The organism is Bifidobacterium sp. wkB338, from assembly GCF_003688325.1.
Lineage (GTDB): Bacteria > Actinomycetota > Actinomycetes > Actinomycetales > Bifidobacteriaceae > Bombiscardovia > Bombiscardovia polysaccharolytica.
In genome coordinates, this window is the sequence record NZ_NPOR01000011.1 from 26,908 (window position 1) to 48,191 (window position 21,284).

The window sequence follows — 21,284 nt, forward strand, 5'->3', positions numbered from 1 at the left end:
GGATGCCGAGCATGAACGGCCTGGCCTCCCGGGCTTTGCAGAGCGCAGTCCGCTGGTATCAGCGCCATATCTCACCCTTGTCGCCGCCGAGGTGCCGTTACTACCCGACTTGTTCCCAGTACGCTTTGACCGCCTTGAAGCGGTTCGGGGCCTTGCGTGGAACCATCCTGGCCATTCTGCGGTTATTGCGTTGCACACCCTTCAACAACGGCGGAATCGATGACGTGCCCCAAAGGTTTTCCATCTTCTATCGGTTCTCGTGGTCCAAGGCTCATGAGGAGGCCCGGCTGACCCCCATGGCCCCAGACAAGGAGACGGCCTGACAATGTTACACAACAACGACACCTTCACCTTCGATACGGGTATATACGGTTTCTTCTACAAGATCCTGTACCCAATCGAGTGGCTCATGACCTACATCATGACCTATTGCCACAAGTTCCTGACCCTGATTGGGTTCCATAAGGGTCCCGGCGTGGCCTGGGCGCTCTCGGTAGTGATGCTGGTGCTGATCGTCAACCTGTGCGTACTGCCGCTCTTCATCAAGCAGCTGCGATCCATGCAAAAAATGCAGGCCCTGCAGCCCAAGCTGATGAAGATCCAGAATAAGTACCGCAACAAGAAGGATCCGGCCAGCCGAGAGGCCATGAGCCGGGAGACCATGAAGGTCTATCAGGACAACCATGCCAACCCCATGGGGTCCTGTCTGCCAGCACTGGTGCAGGGCCCGATCTTCATGACCATGTTCTATGTGCTTTCGGCTGTGCCCTTCATCGCCCGGGGCAAGCGGGCACCTCTGGGAGCCTTCAATCGACAGGTGGCGCGGGAATTTGAAGAGACTACCTTTTTCGGGCTGCGGATTTCGGACAACTTCATGTCCGCCCAAGGTGCGGGCCGCATAGTCATTGTGGTCTTCATCGTGCTCATGTGCCTGGCCATGTTCTACTCGCAGTTCCATAATGTTCGACGGAACATGCCGAGGTCGGCCATGCAGGGACAGCAGTACAAGATGCAGCAGATGATGGCCTTCATCTTCCCGGTCATGTACATCTTCTCGGGCATCTACTTCCCATTCGCAGTGCTGATTTACTGGCTGACCAACAACCTTTGGAATCTGGGCCGAACCCTCTTCCAGGTCCGCCATATGCCCACTCCTGGCTCGCCGGCCGCAGAGAGCAAGGAAGAGCGTGACCACCGCCGCGAGAATGCCCGCCGCAAGCGCCAGGGGCTGCCTTCTTTGGAGGAGGAGCAGCTGATGGAGGCCAAGAGGTTGGAAGAGGAAGCCCGCAACAACAAGAACATCTCCCACCAGCGTTCCCAGCCCCATCGCAAACGTCGCGGCCGTTGATGCGGCTACTGGCAGTGGTGGCCGGCGTGGTGACCCGGCTTTCGGTCGGGCGAATACTGGAGTAATCTGCAATCATCACGTCCGTGTATCCTCAATACTGGACACTCGATTGGTGACCAGGAATCCAGTGGACCTGAGGTTATGAATCGGATGTAAACGCGTGTAAGGAGAGCATAGATGTCTCAGTCTCTGGACCAGGGAAAGACCATCGAGCAACTCAATGAGGAGGCGGATGTCGCCGCCGACTATCTGGAGGGGTTGCTGGACATCGTCGATTACGAGGGCGATATCGAGATGGGGGTGCGCAACCACCGTCCGACCGTACAGATTGTGGCTGACGACGATACGGATATCAAGCATCTGATCGGCAAGGATGGTGAGGTGGTCGATGCTCTTCAGCAGCTGACACGCTTGGCCGTGCAGCAGAAGATAGGGGAGCGTTCCCATCTGATTGTGGACGTGGATGGCTTCCTGCGGCGCAAGCGCGAACATCTTCGCGAACAAGCCCTGGATGTGATTGATGAGGTTCGTGAGACTGGCGACCCTGTCAATATGAAGCCTATGAACTCTTTCGAGCGCAAGATCGTTCATGACATGGTCCGCGAGGAGGGGCTGAAGTCACGTTCCCACGGCGAGGAGCCCCACCGGTACGTCACTGTCTATCTGAAGGCCAAGAGCGAAGACGAAGACCTGCCTGACGATGTTGAGGACGAGCCAGTCGGGTATGACGACCCGCTGGACGTGGATGAAACCGATCAGGTCGTCGATTCGGCTGACTACGAGGCTGATGATGATCCTGCGGATGCTGATAGGGAGTGACTGTTAAGCCTCACAGGGCTATGCGTTGATGAAGTATTCATGACGTCGGCCTTTTTGGATTGGTCCACTGTTTGGTTCGGTCATACTGTCTGTTGTGCTATCTGCCAGCGCTGTACCATTTGGCAGGTGTGTGTAGTGCTGTCTGGCTCATGATTGTGCTTAGTCTGCCATGTTGCTTAATCCGGATTGCTCTTTTGCGTTTGAAAACCATATGGTGGTAATGGTCTTAGAAATGCAGCTGTTTTCGATTCTGGCAGCGTGAATAATCCTGCTGGATACGACGAGACTATATGACGCTGTTATGGTCTGTGGCTTTGGCCGACTGGGCGTGGAAGGTGAATGTGAGGAGTTGAAATGGCTGTTGTGGATGATGAGCTGAACGATAGTCCCCTCTTGAGGCAGGTGCTCGGCGATGCTCTGGTACCCATGCAGCGTTTTCATGACAAGCTCTTGCGCGAGGGTGTGGAGAGGGGCATTATTGGCCCTCGCGATGAAGACATTATTTGGGAACGGCACATACTCAATTCAGCAGCTATTGTGCCTTTCGTGCGAGAGCGATTGAGCACTGACGGCCAGACGGCAACGGTGGCGGATATAGGTTCCGGTGGGGGCTTCCCAGGCATTGTACTGGCTGCCTGCCTTCCGCAGTGCAGTGTTGTTCTTGTCGAGCCAATGGAGCGGCGTGTGACCTGGTTGCAGGAAGTGGTTGATGAGTTGCACCTGGCTAATGCTGTTGTGATTCGCAAGCGTGCAGAGGATCTGGTTCCGCAATCCTCTAAGGCTTCGATTCGGCACAACACAAAAAGTTCACAAAGCCGCCATCATGGTCGTCGTCGAATAGAGAAACAGTCTGTTTCGGCATACGGCCGTGTTGGCTCTTTAGCCTCGACCGAAGCCAGGAATGCTGACAGCCAACAAGATGTAAATGACCATGACTCTTCGGAGGTTACGGGTGGTGCAGGTCTACCAGACGTCCAATCCAATCTTTCAATTCCACAGACTTTTGACGTTGTGACGTGCCGAGCTGTAGCCCCCATGACTAAGCTCGCCGGATGGACCCTGCCGCTTTTAAGATCGAGAGGTCAGCTTATTGCCCTTAAGGGTCGTTCGGCACAAGCTGAGCTTGATAAGGCTGCCAAAGAGATAAAAAAATGTCATGGAGAGAATCCACGGGTTTGCCTAGCTCCAGTCGCACCAGGCCTTGAGGATACCCACGTGGTTCTTGTGGACAAACACTAAAGTACAACACGGATATGACCTTATTTAATGACTTTGATGCCTGAGATGTTACTCAATCTAAAGACAAGAATAGGCTAGGTAAGATAATTAATTATCAGTATTCAACACAGAGTCTTATCGAATACCTGATTAGAGATAATCGATTAAGCTCTATCAGATCTAAGTAGGCCTTTTCTAGACAGCGGCTTAGCCGATATTCATTCGAGGTGAATGGAGTATTAGATTAAGAGGAAAGCAAGCACGCTTGTGATTTTTATTGTCTGACTCGTGTATGCTTTCACCTCAAACATTCTTAGGTTTTTGATACTCTAGTTTTGGACAACACCGTAGACAACAGTCAGAACTGGCTATATACAATTAGATTATTTAAAATAAAGATATTATATATTTTGAATGTAATGCACATCAAAGTACCTATTCGGGTTTGTTATGCAGGAGGTTTCATTGTATCCTGACGTTGCCGTCTAAGTAGTATTGGAATGATTGTATGATGCCCTATATCTGAGTTGGATATACTGACATCTCTTTCTATTCTTGCATTAAGAGTCTCGGGAGATGTTCTACTTTCGTTGCTGGGGGATCTATGCGTTTACCTACTTCGCTTACTAGACAGTCGAAGTTATGCACCTCTTGCTGTACCATTTATGTGTTTCTCTTACTCCCAGAGAGTTTATTGTGTCTATCCTTTGTCTCGATCTTCTCGGCTTTCTAAACCGTTCGGTTTCCTCCCTTTCCTTAGAAATATCGATAGGGGTATCCTGACTCTTGCAAATGCATGAAGATTACATGTGTTATCGATTAAACAGCACAGATTATGTCTCTAAAATAATCTGGAATGGCGAGAAACCTCCTGATGTGGGAGTTGGGGGACAACCGAACGGAGCTATAAGAGAGCTGTTCGCCGGCTTCAGATGTGTCCACTAAAGAATGTTTCACGTGAAACATTGAAAAAGGATCTTTTTTTAACCCAAAACAAGTAAATTAGGCTTCATTGGTTCCAGCTGTAACTCATCTAGAGGACTTAGCACACTGTTATATGAGTATGTTCTACAAGAACGTCCTTCAGTAACAACTACATTTAGGGCATCTTAACATATAGCAAAATTCGAGGGCGTGCTTCCGGTGGATGATCGCTATGTAGAGATAGATCGTAATGTTTCACGTGAAACAATTAACGCAGAATGAAATGTACAGGATTAGCTTTATGAAAGCGCAGACGAGAGGATATCGAAATATTTTCTGTGTCTTTTTTAGTAAAAGTTGTTAAAGGTCTTGCTTCTTAGCTACGTCTCCTTCAATCATAATTTCGCGGAGTAGACTAGAGTCTTCATAGACATAATGAAGTCTTTTGTTTAACAGCACTAAAACACCACTTAAAATTAGCATTTAGTTCTGTTTTCTTGATTCGGCAGCCGTTATTGGAGGTAGATGGATAGATTCTGCAAATAAAAGACAAAACTAAGTTAGCCGACTACGTTAGACGACAATTAACGGGGTAATAACTGCCCAGGCAGTATAGATGTTTCACGTGAAACCTCCCTCTTGCTGTACGTTTGTATAAGGCTTGTCATCCGAAGGATTTATTTTGGTATTACAGCGGTGTTTATAGCGGCTATCGTACAGATGGATAAGATCATTGAATATAACCATGAATAATGTTGCTTGGTTTGACGAGTTAATAGATTCATAGATTTGTTGCTAATAAGTTATGCACAATTCGGACCTGACCTTCGAATTATCCACATCGTCGTTTGAAGACGCTGGCCTGGGCTGGGAAGTGCCAGACTTATCAATAATTACAAGGCAAATCTAATAATCTTGGGTAAGGGCCAGCCGCTGTGGCACCGTTGGATCTATCCACACTTATCCACAGTTATGAACAGTGACCGTGTATAACTTTCGGTTGTTCTGACATGTCCAACTAGGACGGGAAAATTGAATGGTTATCAAAAGGAGGAAGGTTCGTGACCGCATCGAAGAAGGTGAAACCCGTTTCGGGGAATACCCCGGATATCGGTGAGAAGCCCACGCCAACCGCATCAGGTATGGAGTCGACAACGGATATTCTCAATAGAATATTCGCTGAGGGGACTGGTTCGGTGTCTGGTGCGGAGATGGCAGATCTTTCTGCGCGCTATCAGGCCTTACATCAGGCTGAATTTCCTCACCCTTCAAAAACGCGCTTCATTGCCGTTGCAAATCAAAAAGGCGGGGTAGGGAAAACCACGACCACTGTAAATTTGGCATGTGCTTTTGCTGAATTCGACGAACGTGTGTTGGTAATCGATATGGATCCACAAGGCAACGCTTCTACTGCATTGGGTGTAGCTCATGAATCCGGGACGCCGTCAACATACGACGTGCTCGAGGGTCGTCTTGGGATTGACGACGTTAAGGTAGTATCCCCTCAATTCCCCAACCTTGAGGTTGTCCCATCTTCTATTGACCTTAGTGGTGCTGAGCTGGAAGTTGCGGATATGCCCAACCGCAATCAGCTCATGAAGAAAGCGGTTGCCGACTATCTTAAAATCTGCCACCAGCATTATGACTATGTTCTCATTGATTGCCCTCCTAGTCTCGGATTATTAGTTCTGAATGCCATGTGTTCGGTCAATGAGGTATTGATCCCAGTGCAAGCTGAATACTATGCTCTTGAAGGACTGCAACAATTACTGCATACCATAGGACTTGTTCAGCAAAGCTATAATCCTTATCTGGTAATCTCAACCATGTTGTTGACCATGTATGATAGGCGAACGCTGCTCAGCAAAGAAGTGTTTGATCAAGTCAAGGAGCATTATCCAGAGATAGTGCTTAATACGACCATCCCGCGTTCTGTCAAAATCTCTGAGGCTCCCAGCTTCCGGCAAAGCGTTGTCACCTATGACCCTAAAGGAGCTGGCGCTATTGCTTACGAAGAGGCGGCGTTAGAAATCGCCCAGAGATCCGAGCAAGTGTTGGAACATATCGCCAATAGAAGACAGGGGGAGTGAGGACATGACAAGCCGTTCACGGTTAGGCAAGGGCTTGGGGGCTCTATTCCCCGCCCTGCCAGGTGAAGATGACGAAACCAATGCTGACAAAGGCCGTCAGCAAGATAATAAAGTACCGAATTCCGGCAACAAGCAGCCCACCCTTCAGGGCTTGGGTGCTGAATCGGACGGACGACTTCGCAAAGATATAGATGCCTCAGAAGAAGACGGAGCTAAAAGAGAACGCAGTACTACGCATTCGGGGAGTACAAGCGCTCAACTAGCGGCTTCGGCAAAGTCTTCTGGGATCGGTCGTAAACGTTCCAACAAGGGACAAAAGCGTGTCAGCATTTCCGAGTCTCTTAAGGAGGATGTTTCACGTGAAACATCCACTTCGAAGAGAACTACCAAGCGTCGGTCAGTTCCGTCTATCAGCAGCTTGGAGCACCCAAGTGATCTTTTCTTTGGTCCTACGACGACAAATGTTTCACGTGAAACATTGCCGATGATGGGATCGAGTAAGGCTGTCGATCATCGGACAAAAGAGACTCAGCAAAGCGTCAACCGTGCACCTATTGTTGGCAATGCTACTGAGCCGAATAAGACGGAGAGCAATAGCCAAGAGGAGCTGAAACCCGTCCAAGGCGGGTACTTGGCTGAAGTGCGTGTGGACGATATTAGGCCCAATGCTCAGCAACCGCGACAAATCTTCGATGAAGACGAACTGTTGGAGCTTTCACGCTCCATCAAAGAAGTTGGCGTATTGCAGCCCATAGTGGTGCGAAGATCAACTGTTATAGACCGTCCAGGAACAATCAAAAATAAGACAACCTCAGTTGGCGGCGCGGAAAGCAAATCCGGAGCAATTGGCGCTAAGACCGGTGAGGAACAATCGAGTCAGCTTTCAAATCAGAGGGAAGCGGGTCTACAGCAAACAACCCATTATGAGATCATAATGGGTGAGCGTCGTTGGCGTGCTACTCGATTGGCTGGTCTGGATACCATACCTGCAATTGTGAAAACAACGAGCGACGACACCATGTTGCGTGATGCTTTGCTCGAGAATCTCCATAGAGTGGCTCTTAATCCGTTGGAAGAAGCAGCAGCTTATCAGCAAATGATTGATGAGTTCGGCTTGACTCAGGACGGTTTGTCTAAGTCAATCTCTAAGTCCAGGCCTCAGATCGCGAACACACTTCGCTTGTTAAAATTGCCCCCCAGTGTGCAGAGAAAAGTAAGCTCAGGTGTGTTGTCAGCTGGGCATGCTCGCGCCTTGCTTACTTTGCCGGATGAAAAGTCTATGACTACTCTGGCAGACAAGATCATTGCTGAAGGTCTGTCGGTAAGATCTACTGAGGAACTTGTCGCCTTGCAGACTGGACAGGCGAAGAAGAAAGCAAAGAAGCCTAGGGTAAACGCCTGGGCTGATAGTCCTGTGCGCCAGGATCTGGAAAGCCACTTTGATACCAAGGTGGCCATCAAGGGCACTAAAAAGCACGGGAAGATAGAAATCGTGTTTTCTTCGCCTGAAGATATGGACCGCATTGTTGCCATTCTTTTGGAAAAGAATCAATCTGCAAGTAATGACAGTCATTCTGGCGATAAAGGCTGGGTTTGATCCCATTCTGGAAGTGAGACTTCAGGGTTTGCTCATCCGAACCTTGCTGTTAAGTGAGCGATTGCTTCATAGCCCGATCGAGTTTGGTATGAGCTGATGAGCAATCGCTGAAATTATCTTAAGGCCAGAATGATTGGGAAAGTCAGAATGATTGGGCGTCCCAGGTATGTCCGATTCACTGACCAGATATATCTGTGCGGAAAAGTTTGATAAATAGCATGGAGCTGACAAACAGTCGGCCGGCAAAGAGTTGGATTGCAAATCGCTACAGCCTGGTCACCCAGGTTATTTTGTCGGGCAGCTGTGTCTGGTTAGATTGGTCTCTCGCCTTCATAGTTGTCAGTAGTGTGATAGGTATATTCAATCGTAAGATATCCAGTTAGTCGTTGGTGACAGGCCACTTAGTCGGCCATGATGGAACTTCTGTTTGGTGTTTGTCATTTGGTAGGTAATAAGCCCTCGCTTTTGTGTGGCTTTTCACTGAAGTTGGTCTTAGTCATTGAGGTGGGGTGACAAATTCGCGCAGCGTAACTTTGGGAATTCTAGTTGTGCGTTAGAGGGGAGGGGGCTCTGTTGTGGAAAGTTGCGTCAGTGGGAAGTAACTTGCCTCAGCAGAGGATGATTTAAGAAGCTGTAGGGTAGGAAATGTTCTTGTTGAGTAGGGTGTCCGCTGGCAGTCAATGGAGAAATAAAAGCAAACTAAGTAGGCAGCTGCGCATAATCGATAAACGAAGTGCCTGGCAATCGTAAACTGCCAGGCACGTGAATTCATGTTTGTGGGGGTGCGTATCGAGTTCTATCGGTTATCCAAACTCGTAAGATATTCCTGAGCATCTAAAGCAGCACGACAACCCATGCCGGCCGCAGAGATGGCCTGACGATAGATCTTGTCGGTGACATCACCAGCGGCAAAGACTCCAGGTGCAGAAGTCTTCGTTGACCCACCTTCGACCAGGATATAGCCGTCCTGATCCAGATCAACTTGGCCATTAAGGAAAGCAGTCTGAGGGGTGAATCCAATGGCGACAAAGACTCCATTAGCTGGAATAGTGGATTGCTGGTCAGTGGCTGTATTGCGGACGTCCAAAGAGGTTACGCCGCTATCGTCGCCGTTGATCCGTGTAACGACCGAATCAAGAAGGAAGTTGATCTTGTCATTGGCCTTGGCACGGTCCACCATGATTTTTGAAGCACGGAAGCCTTGGCGACGGTGGATCAGTGTGACAGAAGAACCAAAGCGGGTCAGGAAGTCCGCGTCACCCATGGCAGAGTCGCCTCCACCAACGACTACAATGGGCTTGTCCTTGAAGAAGAAGCCATCGCATGTGGCGCAGTAGGATACCCCTCGTCCTGAAAACTCGCGCTCGCCAGGGATTTCCAATTTACGATATTGCGAGCCAGTGGTGATGACGACGACTCGAGCTTGATATTCCTCGCCGCCATCGGTGGTAATCCGCTTGACGTCTCCGCTCAAGTCAACTGAGACAACATCATCATATTCAATTTGAGCACCAAAATGTTCGGCCTGATCGCGCATCTGATCCATCAGATCAGGTCCGAGTACTGCTTTGGGGAATCCAGGGAAGTTCTCTACTTCCGTCGTGTTCATAAGCTGGCCGCCGGGCGTTAGGGCTCCTGCAATAACGAGTGGAGCATATCCAGCCCGGCCAAGATAAATGGCGGCGGTGTAACCTGCGGGTCCGGACCCTATAACAATCGCATCATGAACAGTTTGCTTCATAAAGCTACTGTATCCATTCAGGATGACCGAGTCACATGCGGTGGGCGAAAAGGGCGCTTGTTATCTCACAGTAAGCTCGGTCCTGACACCGTCAGGCTATTCTTGAATCATGGAGAAAACTGTGATAGTCGCCATCCTAACCAATCTTGGGACGATTCTGGTGCTGATCTGGTTTATGCTCCGAGTTGATCGTTTGCTGCGGGAGCATCCCAGCCATCAAACAGATAATAAGAGCGGGGATGACAGCTGGCATAGCTGGCGTTTTTGGAACCCACCAAGGCCTGATGACAATGACGACGAGTTGGATGCTGATTCTCTGACAACAGACAAAATCCTTGGGGCCGATGAAGATACGACTGCTAGGAGTAGCGAACGATATTCATCATCAACTCAAGAAGAACCTGTTGAAAGTTCTTCGCACGCATCGGACAAGAACAAGGAAAGCAGAAAAAACAAGTAGGGAATATCTAGCTAGCTAGGTCGTAGACGATTCAATCTCGGTGGGTACGGTTTCAATTGTCTGTTCGGTCTTACGAAAGTAGGGTCTTTTAATAAGGACGGCTGCGCCTGTAGATATTTATCCACTGATCTGCAAGGTATCTATTGGCTTTTAGTGGGCTTAGGACGGCCGCGGGGGAGCGAGCCGGTCGTAAGCGATATGACTCGATCAATGAATTCGGATAGGAAGATCGTGTTCGCAGCGATGAGGACGAACCAATCGGGGTAAATGAATTGAAGCAGCAATGCCAGTGACGGCATTGCGATTTACCGGTGTGGACTCAGTTCTCGTTCGAGGTCCTTGATGGCATAGTAGTGATAGCTCGCTTTTCGAAGATGGAAAAGCAGTGATGCCTACAACTATATGTAATCAAGTCTGCTTGATAAACATCTTGGGTAAAACCATCTTGTGTTGACTGATCTAGACCCTGTAGCGTCGCAATACCGTGAAGGCTGTCTTCACTGTTATCTGACTCATATCTTTATTAGATTCGCATTTTTAACGGGCAACATTCGCAGCCGGGCATAGGTGTTGTATCGTGTGGGACTCTCGCAGGAGTTGACGAAGTAAGTTGATCACCACAGAATGTTTCACGTGAAACATTCGATACCGACCACGATTGCATGCATGGATGTGAAGCGAGACAGCCGTCTATTGTGAGTTGAGTCTTGGAGAGTGACTAGCCATTCTGATGTTGGCCATTTATTAGATTGCATCTATTCTGCAAGTCAACCTAGCCGACAATATAAAAACAGGGATCTGATTGAACAAATCTCTCAATCGAAGTTGGCTTCAATGTTGGTTTCAATGTTGGCTCGAATGTTGGCTTTGGCGGAACAGTAGGGGGAGGGAGGAGAGCAGAGAAGAAGCTGGGAGTCGAGATTAGCAAATAGGGGAGAGGAAATAACTGACGATGAATGGTGAATGGTGAATAACAGGTATTTGGCGTCAGAGAAGAATGATGATGAGGATAATGAACGCACAATAGAACATCGGGTTTAATGATTACAAACTGTTAGTTCGTGCTGTGTGTAGTGTGCTCGTCTTACACACTATTAGCTCTGCCTGTGTTTGCAAACTACGTATATTACAAGTCCGCATGATGTATATTGCGCAACTTGCACGCCATGCATCATGCGGACTCCACTCGTGCTTGCCGAATGGTAGGCAGAACCAGGCAGGCTTTGAGGTTTCAGTCGGTTCGCTTTTGATCCAAAACCGATTGAACCAATGCAGTGTATAGCTCTGGCAGGTTGTAACCTGCAGCCAGGGCTGATTGCGGCAAAAGCGAGGTGTCCGTCATGCCGGGCGCCACGTTGGACTCCAGGAATTGCGGCTGACCCTGGGCATCGACGATGAAGTCGGTGCGTGAGATATCGCGGAGTCCCAAAGCTCGATGGGCGGTCAATGCAGCATCGCTCACAGCCTGTGTGGTTTTGGCATCCAGTCGGGCCGGAACATAAAACTCCGTCGGGCCGGGGGTGGAACGAGCTTCGAAGTCGTAGGTACCTGAGGGAGTCCAGATTTCGAGCGGAGGCAGAACCAGGGGGTGTCCGTCAAACTCGAGGATGGAGACGGAGACTTCAGTGCCCGTTACAGCCTGTTCGATCAGGGCCACATCACCGTAGGCGAAGCAGTTGATCAACGCTTGAGTGAGCTGACTCTGTTCAGTTACCATGGTGCAACCCATGGCTGAGCCGCCCATGGTGGGCTTGATGAAGAGCGGGAGTCCCAGCGAACCTAGAAGCATGTCGATAACGGGTTCGACTCCCAGCTCCCGGAACATGGATTCGGGTAGCGTCACGGAATGTGGCGTCTGCAATCCGGCCATGCGGACAACATTCTTGGCGATGGGTTTGCTCCAGGCAGTCCGGGAGGCCTTGGCCCGGGATCCGATGTAAGGCAATTCAGCCATCTCCAAGACATCACGGATGGAGCCGTCTTCGCCGTTGGCGCCGTGCAGCAGAGGCCAGACCAAATCAGGACGAGTCGACTCGTCAGTCAGATAGGGCAGGAGCGAGCCGTCCATGTCGTGGACTTGAACCGTCCATCCGGCCTCCTCCAGGAATCCTTGGACTCGATGCCCTGAACTGATGGAGACATCGCGCTCATGGCTGAGGCCGCCGCAGATAACCAGGAGTGACTTATCAGCACGCTTGGTGGCCTTGCTCGCCAGAGATAGGACATCGTCCATGGTGACCGGCGTGGCCTCGCGGATGGAGCGATGCGAGGTTCGCCTGGCTCTTTTGACCACTTCGCCTGTAGCCGTGGACGCAGTGTTGGCCGAGCTGGCGGCTGTGGTCGTCGTTGCGCTCGCGGTTGTCTTGGCCTTGCCGACTGCCGGGGTTTTGCCGCCGGTCTGTTGCCGTGGTGTCTTGCTGTGCTTGGCCGCCATGATTCAGCCCCTTTCCTTGCCGCTGTCGGGCTCGAACAGCCGGACGGTGGCGAGTTCATTCTCGATGACCGTGGACAGTCTGCGTATTCCCTCTCGGATCCGATCGGGAGTGGGGTAACAGAAGGACAAGCGCATATGGTCCGCGCCCTCCCCGTTATCGTAGAAGGCTGTGCCGGACACGTAAGCCACCTTGGCGGTGATTGCCCTGGGCAGCATCTCCTTGGCGTTGAGCCCCTGGGGTATCTTCAGCCAGATGTAGAAGCCACCCTTGGGCTTGAGCCATGAACAGTAGGGCAGGTATTCCTTCAAAGCCTCATCCATGGCATCGCAGCGTTCCTTGTACATCCCCCGGTAATCGTTGATCTGCGATTTCCAGTCGAAGTTGTCCAGATAGGTGGTGATGGTCATCTGGCTCATGTTGGAAGGACAAAGGATGGCTGACTCGTTGGCAAGAACCAGCTTCTGTCGGATGCCAGGAGGCGCGACCATCCAGGCCACTCGCATGCCCGGAGCGATGATCTTGGAGAAGCTGCTCAGGTAAACAATGCCCTCGGAGTCGTAAGAGCGCAGGGCCGGATAAGTTTGGCCGTCGAAGGCCAACAGTCCATAAGGATTGTCCTCCACGATGAGCACATGGTACTTTCGGGCGATCTCGATGACTCGTGGACGCCGCTCGACGCTCATGGTGGCGCCGGCTGGGTTATGGAAGTTGGGCACAGTGTAGAGGAACTTGACCGCCTTGCCCTGGCGGCGCTGCTCCAGAATGGTTTCCTCCAGAGCCTCGGGAATCAGTCCGTCTCCGTCCATGGCCACATTGACCACATCGACCTGGAAAGATTGGAAGACGCCCAATGCACCTACATAGTTGGGTGCCTCAGCCAGTACCACATCGCCGGGGTCGCACATGATCCTGGTAATCAGGTCCAGTCCCGACTGGGAACCGTTGACGATAACCACATCATCCGGCTGGACGTCCTTGATGCCTTCCAGCTCCATAATGGGCAGCACGTCTTCGCGCAGATGGGGATCGCCCTGCGCTGACCCATACTGCCAGGCCACCTGGCCCTTGCTACGCAACATGTCGCCAAGCTGATCGGCCAACTTACCGAAAGGCATCCGGCCCAGGTAGGGCATACCGCCGGCCAGGGAGACCACCTCGGGCCGATTGGCCACGGCGAAGAGGGCGCGAATCTCGGAGGCGCGCATCTTCTCGGCTCGTGTTGCATAGGAGCTATACCAAGGATCATTCTTGATGACCTTGGATGCGATATTGGGATCATCCGCCATAACTGACTTCCGCCTTCCTGCCGCCGTTGTCTAAGGAAACTGTATTACCTGCGGGCGCTATGTAGGAGGAAAAATCCAACACATTACCATTTCGGTACACCCATAGTATCGGCATACGGATGGGTAAGCAGTCATGTCTGGCTGATTGGGTCCATGGGGCTTGCAGGCAATTGCGGCCGACGAGTGGTCTGTGGGTCGACGTCGGGATGATTCGTATTTGTTGCCGTCGACCCATAGTCATGCTCAGAAAGCCTGAACGGAAGTGAAGCGCAGGGTGTTTCCTGGCATGCCATCCATGGGGACCCAGACGACCAGGTCCTGAGTCGTCACCGGTTCTCGCAGGGTGACTTGGGTGGTTCCCGAGGCATCGAAGCTGAAGTCGGCCAGCGGCTGTCCTTGGTTGGGCTGAGCCGCCGTGGAATTCGCGTAGATCTGTGCATGGCCACCGCTCTGAGGCGCGACGATGGTCAGTCGAGAGACCTCTTCCGGCTGGGTCAGATGCATATACCACCCATAGCCCTGCAGGCCGGCGGGTTTGTTGAGGAAGAGCTGGCGACTGATCGGATAGGCCGTGGTGTTCTTGGGCTTGGGCGGATCGGGAACCTTGCCCGCCTTTTTGTCAGCGTGGCTGACCTTGTCGTTCCTAGTATTAGTGCCGGCCTGAGCTTGGTCATCGCCGTTGTCATTGCTGGAGGGGGTTGCCTCTTCACTCTCATTGGTCTTGCCTGGGAAGGGCACGTTGGACATGACCGGCCAGCCGCCCTCACTTTTGCCGACTTTGGATCGGGACCCGGTAATGGTCGAGAGGGCCCAGACCAGGGCCACCACAACGATTACCGCCGCTATGGCAATAACCACTGAGCGAGTCGTGAAGCGGCCGAACAGGCGGGTGTTAGCCATATCGGCCTCATCGTCCAGATCATTATCCTGCTCATCGTCGGGAAGAACCGAGTAAGTCACCGGAGCGGGCATGGAGTGGATTTCAGGCGTGAAGCTGGGGGGCAGCGGCTCCATAACTGTGGTTTCCTGCTCCTCCTCATCGAAATCGTGGTTCTTAAAGGACCGGTTCGCTTGGCTGGGCGCCTGGCTGGGTGCCTTGGTATTGTCAGAAGCAGCGGCGGAAGGGGAGTGTGCATTCCGGGCTGCAGATTCTCCTGCGACAATAGGCCCGGCAGCCGCAGCTCCTGCTTGGCGCGCACGCGAATCGACGTTGCCCTGTGGGGCGCTCAGGTTGGAGGTTGGCTTGGTTTGGCTGTTGCCGGACTTGTGGAAGTCCCACTGGGAGAAGCCTCGCTCCACGGGATTGTCGGCAGTCACGCCGTTGCCGCTGAGAGCCTCGGAGGGTTTACGCTGATCGCCTTTGACGGTCGGCACCCGTCCGGTTACAGCTTTGGACTCTTCCTCATTCATGGCTGAGGGTCTGGCTGTCGTCGCCCTGAGTGCGCTCACATCCATTGCTGCGGTCTTGCGGGAGGAGCTGTTCAGCGAGCGCAGCCGCTGGCGCTCGTCAAAGAGCGAGAAGAGGTCGGTATCCGTATCCTCTGGATTGAGCATTTCAATCTCGCTGCGACCGGGAAAGAGCAGTTGGTTGGTCTTCCAGTGCGGCTCATGGTGAGATACGGTCTGCGCGGCAGGCAGGGCCGAGGAGGTCAGCCCCGCGGGAAGCGGGAGTACATTCTTGGGATCCACCGGGCGCAGGGCCACGGCTTCGATGGAGGCACGGCCGTCCATCTCAGGCCAAATCAGATCGCTGTCGGTCAACTCCTCTGGCGGGACCCAGGGGCTGAGCAGGGCCGAGAGCTCTGCCAATGTGACCAGCGGAACCGGCACGGCTCCCTGCTCATTAGCCAGGCCCAGCCCACGCATGCAGATGATTTTGAACTCTTCCGGGGTCTGCTTGGGCAGCTCCTGCAGACTAGGCTGTCGTCCGTCCTGATTGGCCCGTCTGGTCAGCATGGCATAGAGCACGCCGGCCAGCTCGTGTATGGCATACTCCTCGTCCGTCAGTCCCATCTCAGTCGAGACCGACGGGTGCTCGAGCATGGGCGATATAGGTGCATCGGCCAGGGTGATCGAGGCTGGTGCCAGCCTGATGGTGCTCGTGGAGACCGCATAGTCGACCATGCCGGCGGCATGCAGGGTGCGCATGGCCTCGGTGACCTCTCCCATGATGGTGCCGATGGCCCGGTCACTGAGCGTTCCCCCAGCGGGTCCGTGCATGTAGTCCCTCAGGGACATGCCGGCATCGGGAGCGGTGACGATCAGGGAGACCTTGTCACGAGTGTGCAGCTGGTAGACCGGGGTGAAGCGGCGGTCCTTGTTCAGCGCCAGGCTGGAAGCGTTGACGTTGATCCGGTCCATGCAGGTGGAATCCCCGGCGATAAAGAGCTGGCAGTCCCTGTCCAGGACCTTGTCCTTGGCCCGCCAGGCGCTCAGACCGTTCGCGCGGCGGAGCAGGGTGACCAGGGTATATCTGCCGAGGATGGTGTCTCCGATATGCGCGTTCATGGTTGCCGAGCTCTCATCAGAAGTGGGGCGCCGCCTGTAGTCGGCGACACCGTGGTGGACCTTACTGTTCCTAGGTACAATCCTAACGGGTTGCTGGGTCGGAGGGGCCGGTGGGGGTCCGGCTATCGCGGATTCTCCATCAGCGTCGGACTCATGGGCCTCTTCAAAGTTCTCCAGTGCTGCGTCCATGCCGGGCAGAGCGGAGTCAGGGGAGGAGGAGTGCACCACCCTGACCGAGCGGTCGGCCAGCCGGGAGGGTCGTCCCTGCAGAGCGTCCATGCTGCGGACGGGGTGCCGGGTTGCCCTGCCCAGTCGACGGGCCAGGTCGATCAGGAGTTGGGTGAATTCCTCAGTGCGCAGGGCTACCAGGGTCACGACATAGATGACCGCCGTCAGCAGGGTGATGACCACGCAGATGAAGAGTGCCTGCACCCAGCTCATGTGGCCCTGTCGGCCCTGAATCCAGGCGCCGACCAGGTGGGTCACCGGGGTCTTGACTGTCAGGGCGGCTGCCAGGGCCAATCCCGCAGCCAGGAAAGCCTTGGCGTAAGTGGTCAGAATCCGCCGCTCGTCCAGATTCCCCTGGAAGGGGCTACGCAGCATGTGAGTCAGGGCAGGGAAGCTGAGGATGCTGCTCAGGGACAGGCTCAGACCTACCAGCGCTGCCCAGTAGCGGGGAGGGAACAAGCGTATGGATATCAGAACCAGTGCTACCTGGATGGTGTTGGAGACGGCTGCGAAGATGAAAGGATGCCGCCCATCCTCAAAGGCGTAGAAGGTGCGCTGAATGAGCAGGAAGGCGCTTGAGGGGACCAGCCCCAGGGACAGGGTTATCAGCGGTCCTGAGATAAGGACAGATTCATGGACGCTTACCGAGGGCAGCAGGGCTCGTGTGATGGGCACTGGAATTGCCAACAGGACTGCGGCGAAGAAGAACATGACCAGTCCGACGTTGCGCAGGGCTTGGCTCAGATCATTGCGGGCATCCCCGATGCGACCGTCCGAAACCGCTTTGGACAGCTTGGGAAAGAGGGCCGTGCTGACCGAGACGGCTACCAGGGAATAGGGCAGGATGAAGATGGTGTAGGCGTTCTGATAGGAGCCGTTGCCAGCGATGTCGAACGGGTTGCCTTCAAGGGGCGCGCCGTTGTTGATGCGGGCATTGACCACGTTGGCCAGCTGGTCGACGATGACCACGCACATGCTCCATGCCGCTACCGAGCCCATGGATCGCAGGCCTATTCCACGCAGACCCCAGCGAGGGCGATAGCGGAAGCCGCTCATGATCAGGGGGATGAAGAGGACCAGTGCCTGGAAGGCCACGCCCAGGGTCCAGGCTCCAGCGGTCAAGGCCACCTTACCGTCGTCCCAGAAGCCGACCGGCTGATTGCGGGCGTTGCCGAACAGGAGGATGAAGACCAGGAAGCCCAGGCAGCTGATAACGTTGGCGCCCACCGAGCTCCAGGCGTATGCAGTGAACCGGCCCTTGGCGGCCAGGATCTGACCCAGGACCGTGTAGAGCCCATAGAAGAACACTTGCGGCATACACCAGAGGGTGAAGGAGTTGGCTAGGGCACGCTGGGCCGGGTTCCACTTGGAGTTCAGATAGATGGTGGTCAGCACCGGGGTGCCCAGCATCAGCAGCAGGGTCAACAGGGCCAGGAGGACCATGGCGACCGTGATCAGCTTGTTCAGCCGGTCTGCTGCGTCCCGCTCCTTAAGGGTGCGTACGATCTGCGGGACCAGTACGGCGTTGAAGATGCCGCCCGAGATCAGGGTGAACATGACCTGAGGAATCATGGCGCCAGTCTGGTAGGCGTCAGCCGCGATTCCGGTGGTGCCTATGGCGGCTGCCAGCAGGATGGTGCGGATCTGCCCGGTCACACGGGAGGCCGCGGTGCCCGTGGCCATGATGGCGGAATTGCGCCCTACGGAACTCATTCGTCCGGGTCCTTCGTACGGTGGAACTGCCGCCAGAGCCCCAGGAGTCCCAGAAGCACGGCGATGACAATAATGATCAGGCCGCTCATGTCGCTCAGCCGTAGATTGCTGGTGATCTGGGCCCGGCGCACCTGGCCGAAGGGTCGGCCTTGGCGGTCCAGCAGACCGATATCCACATTGGCTCTGCCGGCTGCTGCCACCCTGACCTTGAAGGTCACCTGGGCTTCTGATCGGGCGGGAATGACCACCTCCGCCATACGCGAGGTGACGATCTCCATGGAGTCGGTTCGGGCGCTGATGCGGGCGTGGACAGGGTAGGGGTGACTGTTGCTGACGGTCACGGGCATGGAAGCCGTCTCACTGACGACGTTCAGAGATTCGCTGGGCGTGATGCTGACACCATCAAGGAGTCGGTGGGATATGGCCTCGGCCTGATCGGCCAAACCAGCGGCAGCTGCGGTTCCGCCTAGTGACTTCAGAGCCAGGTCGTCGTGGGCGGCGGTCAGCTGGCTCAGCCACTGATGCGGATCCTTGGGCTGGCGTGCGGTGGCGTCGGCATCCTGGCGGGCCAGAGCCTGGCTGTCGGTCTTGCCTGCCGTGGCGCTGGCGGTGGGTTGGGAATCCTGCTTGCCGTCAGCCAGGATAGTGGTGGCGAATCGGTCGATCTCAGACCGGCTGGCGATCAGGGAGTCCAAGGTGCCCGTCGAGCCATCGCCATGTTTGGCGCTGCCCTTGGTGTTGCCGAGTTCCAGGGCCTTGAGCAGACCCGACGATCCGCCGGTGAAGTCGGGCGCCTGCATCAGGTCGTCCATGGACTTCAGGCTGATCCATGGGGCATGCTCCAATTCGGTCATGATCCGGTCCGCCTGCTGGGTGTCTTCATCGGTATCGAAACAGACCAGAAGGGAACGTTCGGCGTAGGGCTGTTCCATCTGATAGAAGGCGCTCTGGGCTATGAAGCGGGCCGTCTGCCCGGCCTGGGTCTGCTCCCCGGTGGCACGCGTGGAGCTGGGGTGGCCCCTGGCCAGGTTGCTGAGCTCGCGCTGGGCCGATAGGACGGTTACCTTTCCGGCTTTGGTTTCGATGGTGTACTTGCCCGTGTGGGCGGAGGTGCCGGCATCGACCTCGAAGCCCTGGGGGGCGATGACCGTCTGATAGCCGGCACGGCGGGCGGCGGTGATGGACTCCATGGTCCACTCCTGTCTGCCTTGCCAGGCGTATGTGTCAGGCGCGCTGTCGGCATAGAGTTTGGCCGAAGTCTTGGCGCTCCAGGATCCGGGGGTGACCCCAGCCTGGGCATAGCGGTCCTGATTCTGGGAGGCATACCCAGTGATGTCGAAGTCGGCCGGCTGAATTAGTCCCTGGATCTGGGGACGATTGGCGAAGGCGGATAGATAGACCGGATCGCCCAGGGCCTGCAGGGACCCATGCTTGGTCAGCAACTGGCTCTGATCCCCCTGTCGGCGGGCCCCCTGGCGGGTCAGTGTCACGCTGCGGTTTTTATCGTCGCCCGGACTTGACTGAGTCATCAGCGCCGTCATGGCCTTGTCGTCAATGTTCCAATCCGAGGAGGTCAGCGGCATGACCATGGTCAGGGCCAGGGCGGGTGTACCTGCGGTAGGCAGGCCATCCCAGGTCCGGGTCAGAAAGGTAAACACATCGCCTAGGACCTGGTCCTGATCGTCGCTCAGGGAGAGCCGGACAGGTTTGGGCCCCCAGCTGGTCATCTTCTTGATTGCATCTTGATCAGCCGGCACGTTGACTGCAACCTCGACGCTCTGCCCTGCCGGGATTGTCGGTACGGTCTGCGTACCCAGCACGTCCGGTGTGGGGATGCGAGCGTGGCCTTCGGACCAGGCCTGCATATCGGCCCGGGAGCTAAAGGAGTAAAGGGCGTTTGTGGATACGCTCAGATGGGCATTCTCCATGGGTTGGTTGGCGGTGTTGGTCACCGCGGCGCGCAGAGTGTAGCCGGACTTGTCGGTCACCACTGGCGTCGACCAGCGCAGGGCCACCTCGGCAGAGCTCTGATGATTGGTGGCAGCCAAGGCTGGTGTCGGATGCCAAGGAGCCATCACCAGGGTCAGTAGAAGGACGATCGTTAGCAGGATTCGAGCCCACCGGGTCCACCGATTGAAGGCATGAGTGTGCTGGCTGGTGCGCCCGCTCGGGCGCAGGGGGGTCTGGATCATGGCTGTTTTTTGTACTTCCTCGCGTAGAGCCAGGCTATTTTACGCTCATTGGGGTAACTGAGCACCGAGGTCAGGTCGGAGAAGTCCACCCAGATGGCATCCTCGGCCTCATGATCGGGGTCGCCTTCCACGCTCAGGGAGCCGCCGATCATTCGCAGGACGAAATGATGGACCAACTTGTGGACCCGCTGGTTAGTTCCGGTGAACCAGTAGTCGATGGTGGCGATGGAATCGGTCACTCGGCCCAGTATCCCAGTCTCCTCATGAACCTCGCGCACCGCCGTCTGCTCGGGTGTTTCCCCCTTCTCGATATGGCCCTTGGGCAGGCACCATTCCAGGTGGCCCGAGCGGGAGTGCCGGGCGATGATGGCCACCCGGTCATGCCGGTCGAAGATCAGTCCACCCGCCGAATACTCGCGCACCACGGGCAGTTCCTGGGCATCCAGGGAGGCAAAGGTCGAAGGTCCTGATGCCTGCTTATGTCGGGGCATGAGGGCAGGCGTGGGAGCGTCATCCTCTGCCTGTATGTGCTCGCGGACCTGCGGATCCAGACGTTCGCTTACGGTTTCCACAAGATGGTCCCGCCTCTGCTGGCCGCGGGCATGGGTGTCCGCAGGGTTGGCGCTATGTGCAAGCATGCGCGCCATGTCTGCGGGCGTAATCATACTCCAACTCTACGTAAGGTAATGTGCAGGTGGGGTAACGGTATGCTAGTAGGCGCATCA

The 21,284-nt window shown here is 54.7% G+C and carries 13 protein-coding genes; 7 read left to right on the top strand and 6 right to left on the bottom strand.

Annotation, left to right across the window (positions count from 1 at the left end):
• Positions 1-11 precede the first annotated feature (11 nt).
• The 6 genes from yidD to CI603_RS01670 all read left to right on the top strand — a co-directional run bounded on the left by yidD (position 12) and on the right by CI603_RS01670 (position 7,996).
• A complete protein-coding gene (yidD, locus tag CI603_RS01645) occupies positions 12-323 on the top strand; it encodes a membrane protein insertion efficiency factor YidD (protein WP_046323571.1) in 312 nt (103 codons plus the stop codon).
• Between the two features lie 2 nt (positions 324-325).
• On the top strand, positions 326-1,348 hold the full coding sequence (yidC, locus tag CI603_RS01650) for a membrane protein insertase YidC (RefSeq protein ID WP_046323570.1): 1,023 nt from the start codon (positions 326-328) through the stop codon (positions 1,346-1,348).
• Between the two features lie 177 nt (positions 1,349-1,525).
• Positions 1,526-2,167 carry a R3H domain-containing nucleic acid-binding protein gene (locus tag CI603_RS01655; RefSeq protein ID WP_121912778.1) on the top strand — a complete coding sequence of 214 codons (642 nt, stop codon included), beginning with the start codon at positions 1,526-1,528 and terminating at the stop codon, positions 2,165-2,167.
• Between the two features lie 354 nt (positions 2,168-2,521).
• Positions 2,522-3,406 carry a 16S rRNA (guanine(527)-N(7))-methyltransferase RsmG gene (locus tag CI603_RS01660; protein WP_121912779.1) on the top strand — a complete coding sequence of 295 codons (885 nt, stop codon included), beginning with the start codon at positions 2,522-2,524 and terminating at the stop codon, positions 3,404-3,406.
• A 2,045-nt stretch (positions 3,407-5,451) separates the two neighbouring features.
• Positions 5,452-6,399 carry a ParA family protein gene (locus tag CI603_RS01665; protein WP_183122216.1) on the top strand — a complete coding sequence of 316 codons (948 nt, stop codon included), beginning with the start codon at positions 5,452-5,454 and terminating at the stop codon, positions 6,397-6,399.
• 4 nt (positions 6,400-6,403) lie between these two features.
• Positions 6,404-7,996, top strand: a complete 1,593-nt coding sequence (locus CI603_RS01670) for a ParB/RepB/Spo0J family partition protein (protein ID WP_121912781.1) — start codon at positions 6,404-6,406, stop codon at positions 7,994-7,996.
• 796 nt (positions 7,997-8,792) lie between these two features.
• Here the strand turns inward: CI603_RS01670 and trxB are convergent.
• On the bottom strand, positions 8,793-9,737 hold the full coding sequence (gene trxB, locus CI603_RS01675; RefSeq protein WP_121912782.1) for a thioredoxin-disulfide reductase: 945 nt from the start codon (positions 9,735-9,737) through the stop codon (positions 8,793-8,795).
• A 109-nt stretch (positions 9,738-9,846) separates the two neighbouring features.
• On the opposite strand from trxB, the gene CI603_RS08925 reads away from it, so the two are divergent.
• The gene (locus CI603_RS08925; RefSeq protein WP_220702246.1) at positions 9,847-10,197 is read left to right on the top strand and encodes a hypothetical protein; all 351 of its coding nucleotides are present in this window, start codon (positions 9,847-9,849) and stop codon (positions 10,195-10,197) included.
• Between the two features lie 1,231 nt (positions 10,198-11,428).
• Here CI603_RS08925 and CI603_RS01680 read toward each other — a convergent pair.
• The 5 genes from CI603_RS01680 to CI603_RS01700 form a co-directional block, all read right to left on the bottom strand.
• Positions 11,429-12,631 (bottom strand): D-alanine--D-alanine ligase, encoded by a 1,203-nt coding sequence (locus CI603_RS01680; protein ID WP_121912783.1) that lies wholly within the window; start codon positions 12,629-12,631, stop codon positions 11,429-11,431.
• Between the two features lie 3 nt (positions 12,632-12,634).
• Entirely contained in the window at positions 12,635-13,918 is a 1,284-nt protein-coding gene (locus CI603_RS01685) for a PLP-dependent aminotransferase family protein (RefSeq protein ID WP_121912784.1), read from the bottom strand.
• Between the two features lie 243 nt (positions 13,919-14,161).
• Entirely contained in the window at positions 14,162-18,367 is a 4,206-nt protein-coding gene (locus CI603_RS01690; protein WP_121912785.1) for a murein biosynthesis integral membrane protein MurJ, read from the bottom strand.
• A complete protein-coding gene (locus CI603_RS01695; RefSeq protein WP_121912786.1) occupies positions 18,364-20,559 on the bottom strand; it encodes a DUF6049 family protein in 2,196 nt (731 codons plus the stop codon). The genes CI603_RS01690 and CI603_RS01695 overlap by 4 nt, the downstream gene beginning before the upstream one ends.
• Entirely contained in the window at positions 20,556-21,197 is a 642-nt protein-coding gene (locus CI603_RS01700) for an NUDIX hydrolase (RefSeq protein ID WP_395947961.1), read from the bottom strand. Before CI603_RS01700 ends, CI603_RS01695 begins: the two co-directional genes overlap by 4 nt.
• Positions 21,198-21,284: the final 87 nt, after the last annotated feature.

Coding starts and splice junctions, on each gene's coding strand:
- CI603_RS01670 (WP_121912781.1), top strand. CDS start 6,404: ATGACAAGCCGTTCACGGTTAGGCAAGGGCTTGGGGGCTCTATTCCCC.
- CI603_RS08925 (WP_220702246.1), top strand. CDS start 9,847: ATGGAGAAAACTGTGATAGTCGCCATCCTAACCAATCTTGGGACGATT.
- trxB (WP_121912782.1), bottom strand. CDS start 9,737: ATGAAGCAAACTGTTCATGATGCGATTGTTATAGGGTCCGGACCCGCA.
- CI603_RS01665 (WP_183122216.1), top strand. CDS start 5,452: ATGGAGTCGACAACGGATATTCTCAATAGAATATTCGCTGAGGGGACT.
- CI603_RS01660 (WP_121912779.1), top strand. CDS start 2,522: ATGGCTGTTGTGGATGATGAGCTGAACGATAGTCCCCTCTTGAGGCAG.
- CI603_RS01690 (WP_121912785.1), bottom strand. CDS start 18,367: ATGAGTTCCGTAGGGCGCAATTCCGCCATCATGGCCACGGGCACCGCG.
- CI603_RS01685 (WP_121912784.1), bottom strand. CDS start 13,918: ATGGCGGATGATCCCAATATCGCATCCAAGGTCATCAAGAATGATCCT.
- CI603_RS01680 (WP_121912783.1), bottom strand. CDS start 12,631: ATGGCGGCCAAGCACAGCAAGACACCACGGCAACAGACCGGCGGCAAA.
- CI603_RS01695 (WP_121912786.1), bottom strand. CDS start 20,559: ATGATCCAGACCCCCCTGCGCCCGAGCGGGCGCACCAGCCAGCACACT.
- CI603_RS01655 (WP_121912778.1), top strand. CDS start 1,526: ATGTCTCAGTCTCTGGACCAGGGAAAGACCATCGAGCAACTCAATGAG.
- CI603_RS01700 (WP_395947961.1), bottom strand. CDS start 21,197: ATGCTTGCACATAGCGCCAACCCTGCGGACACCCATGCCCGCGGCCAG.
- yidC (WP_046323570.1), top strand. CDS start 326: ATGTTACACAACAACGACACCTTCACCTTCGATACGGGTATATACGGT.
- yidD (WP_046323571.1), top strand. CDS start 12: ATGAACGGCCTGGCCTCCCGGGCTTTGCAGAGCGCAGTCCGCTGGTAT.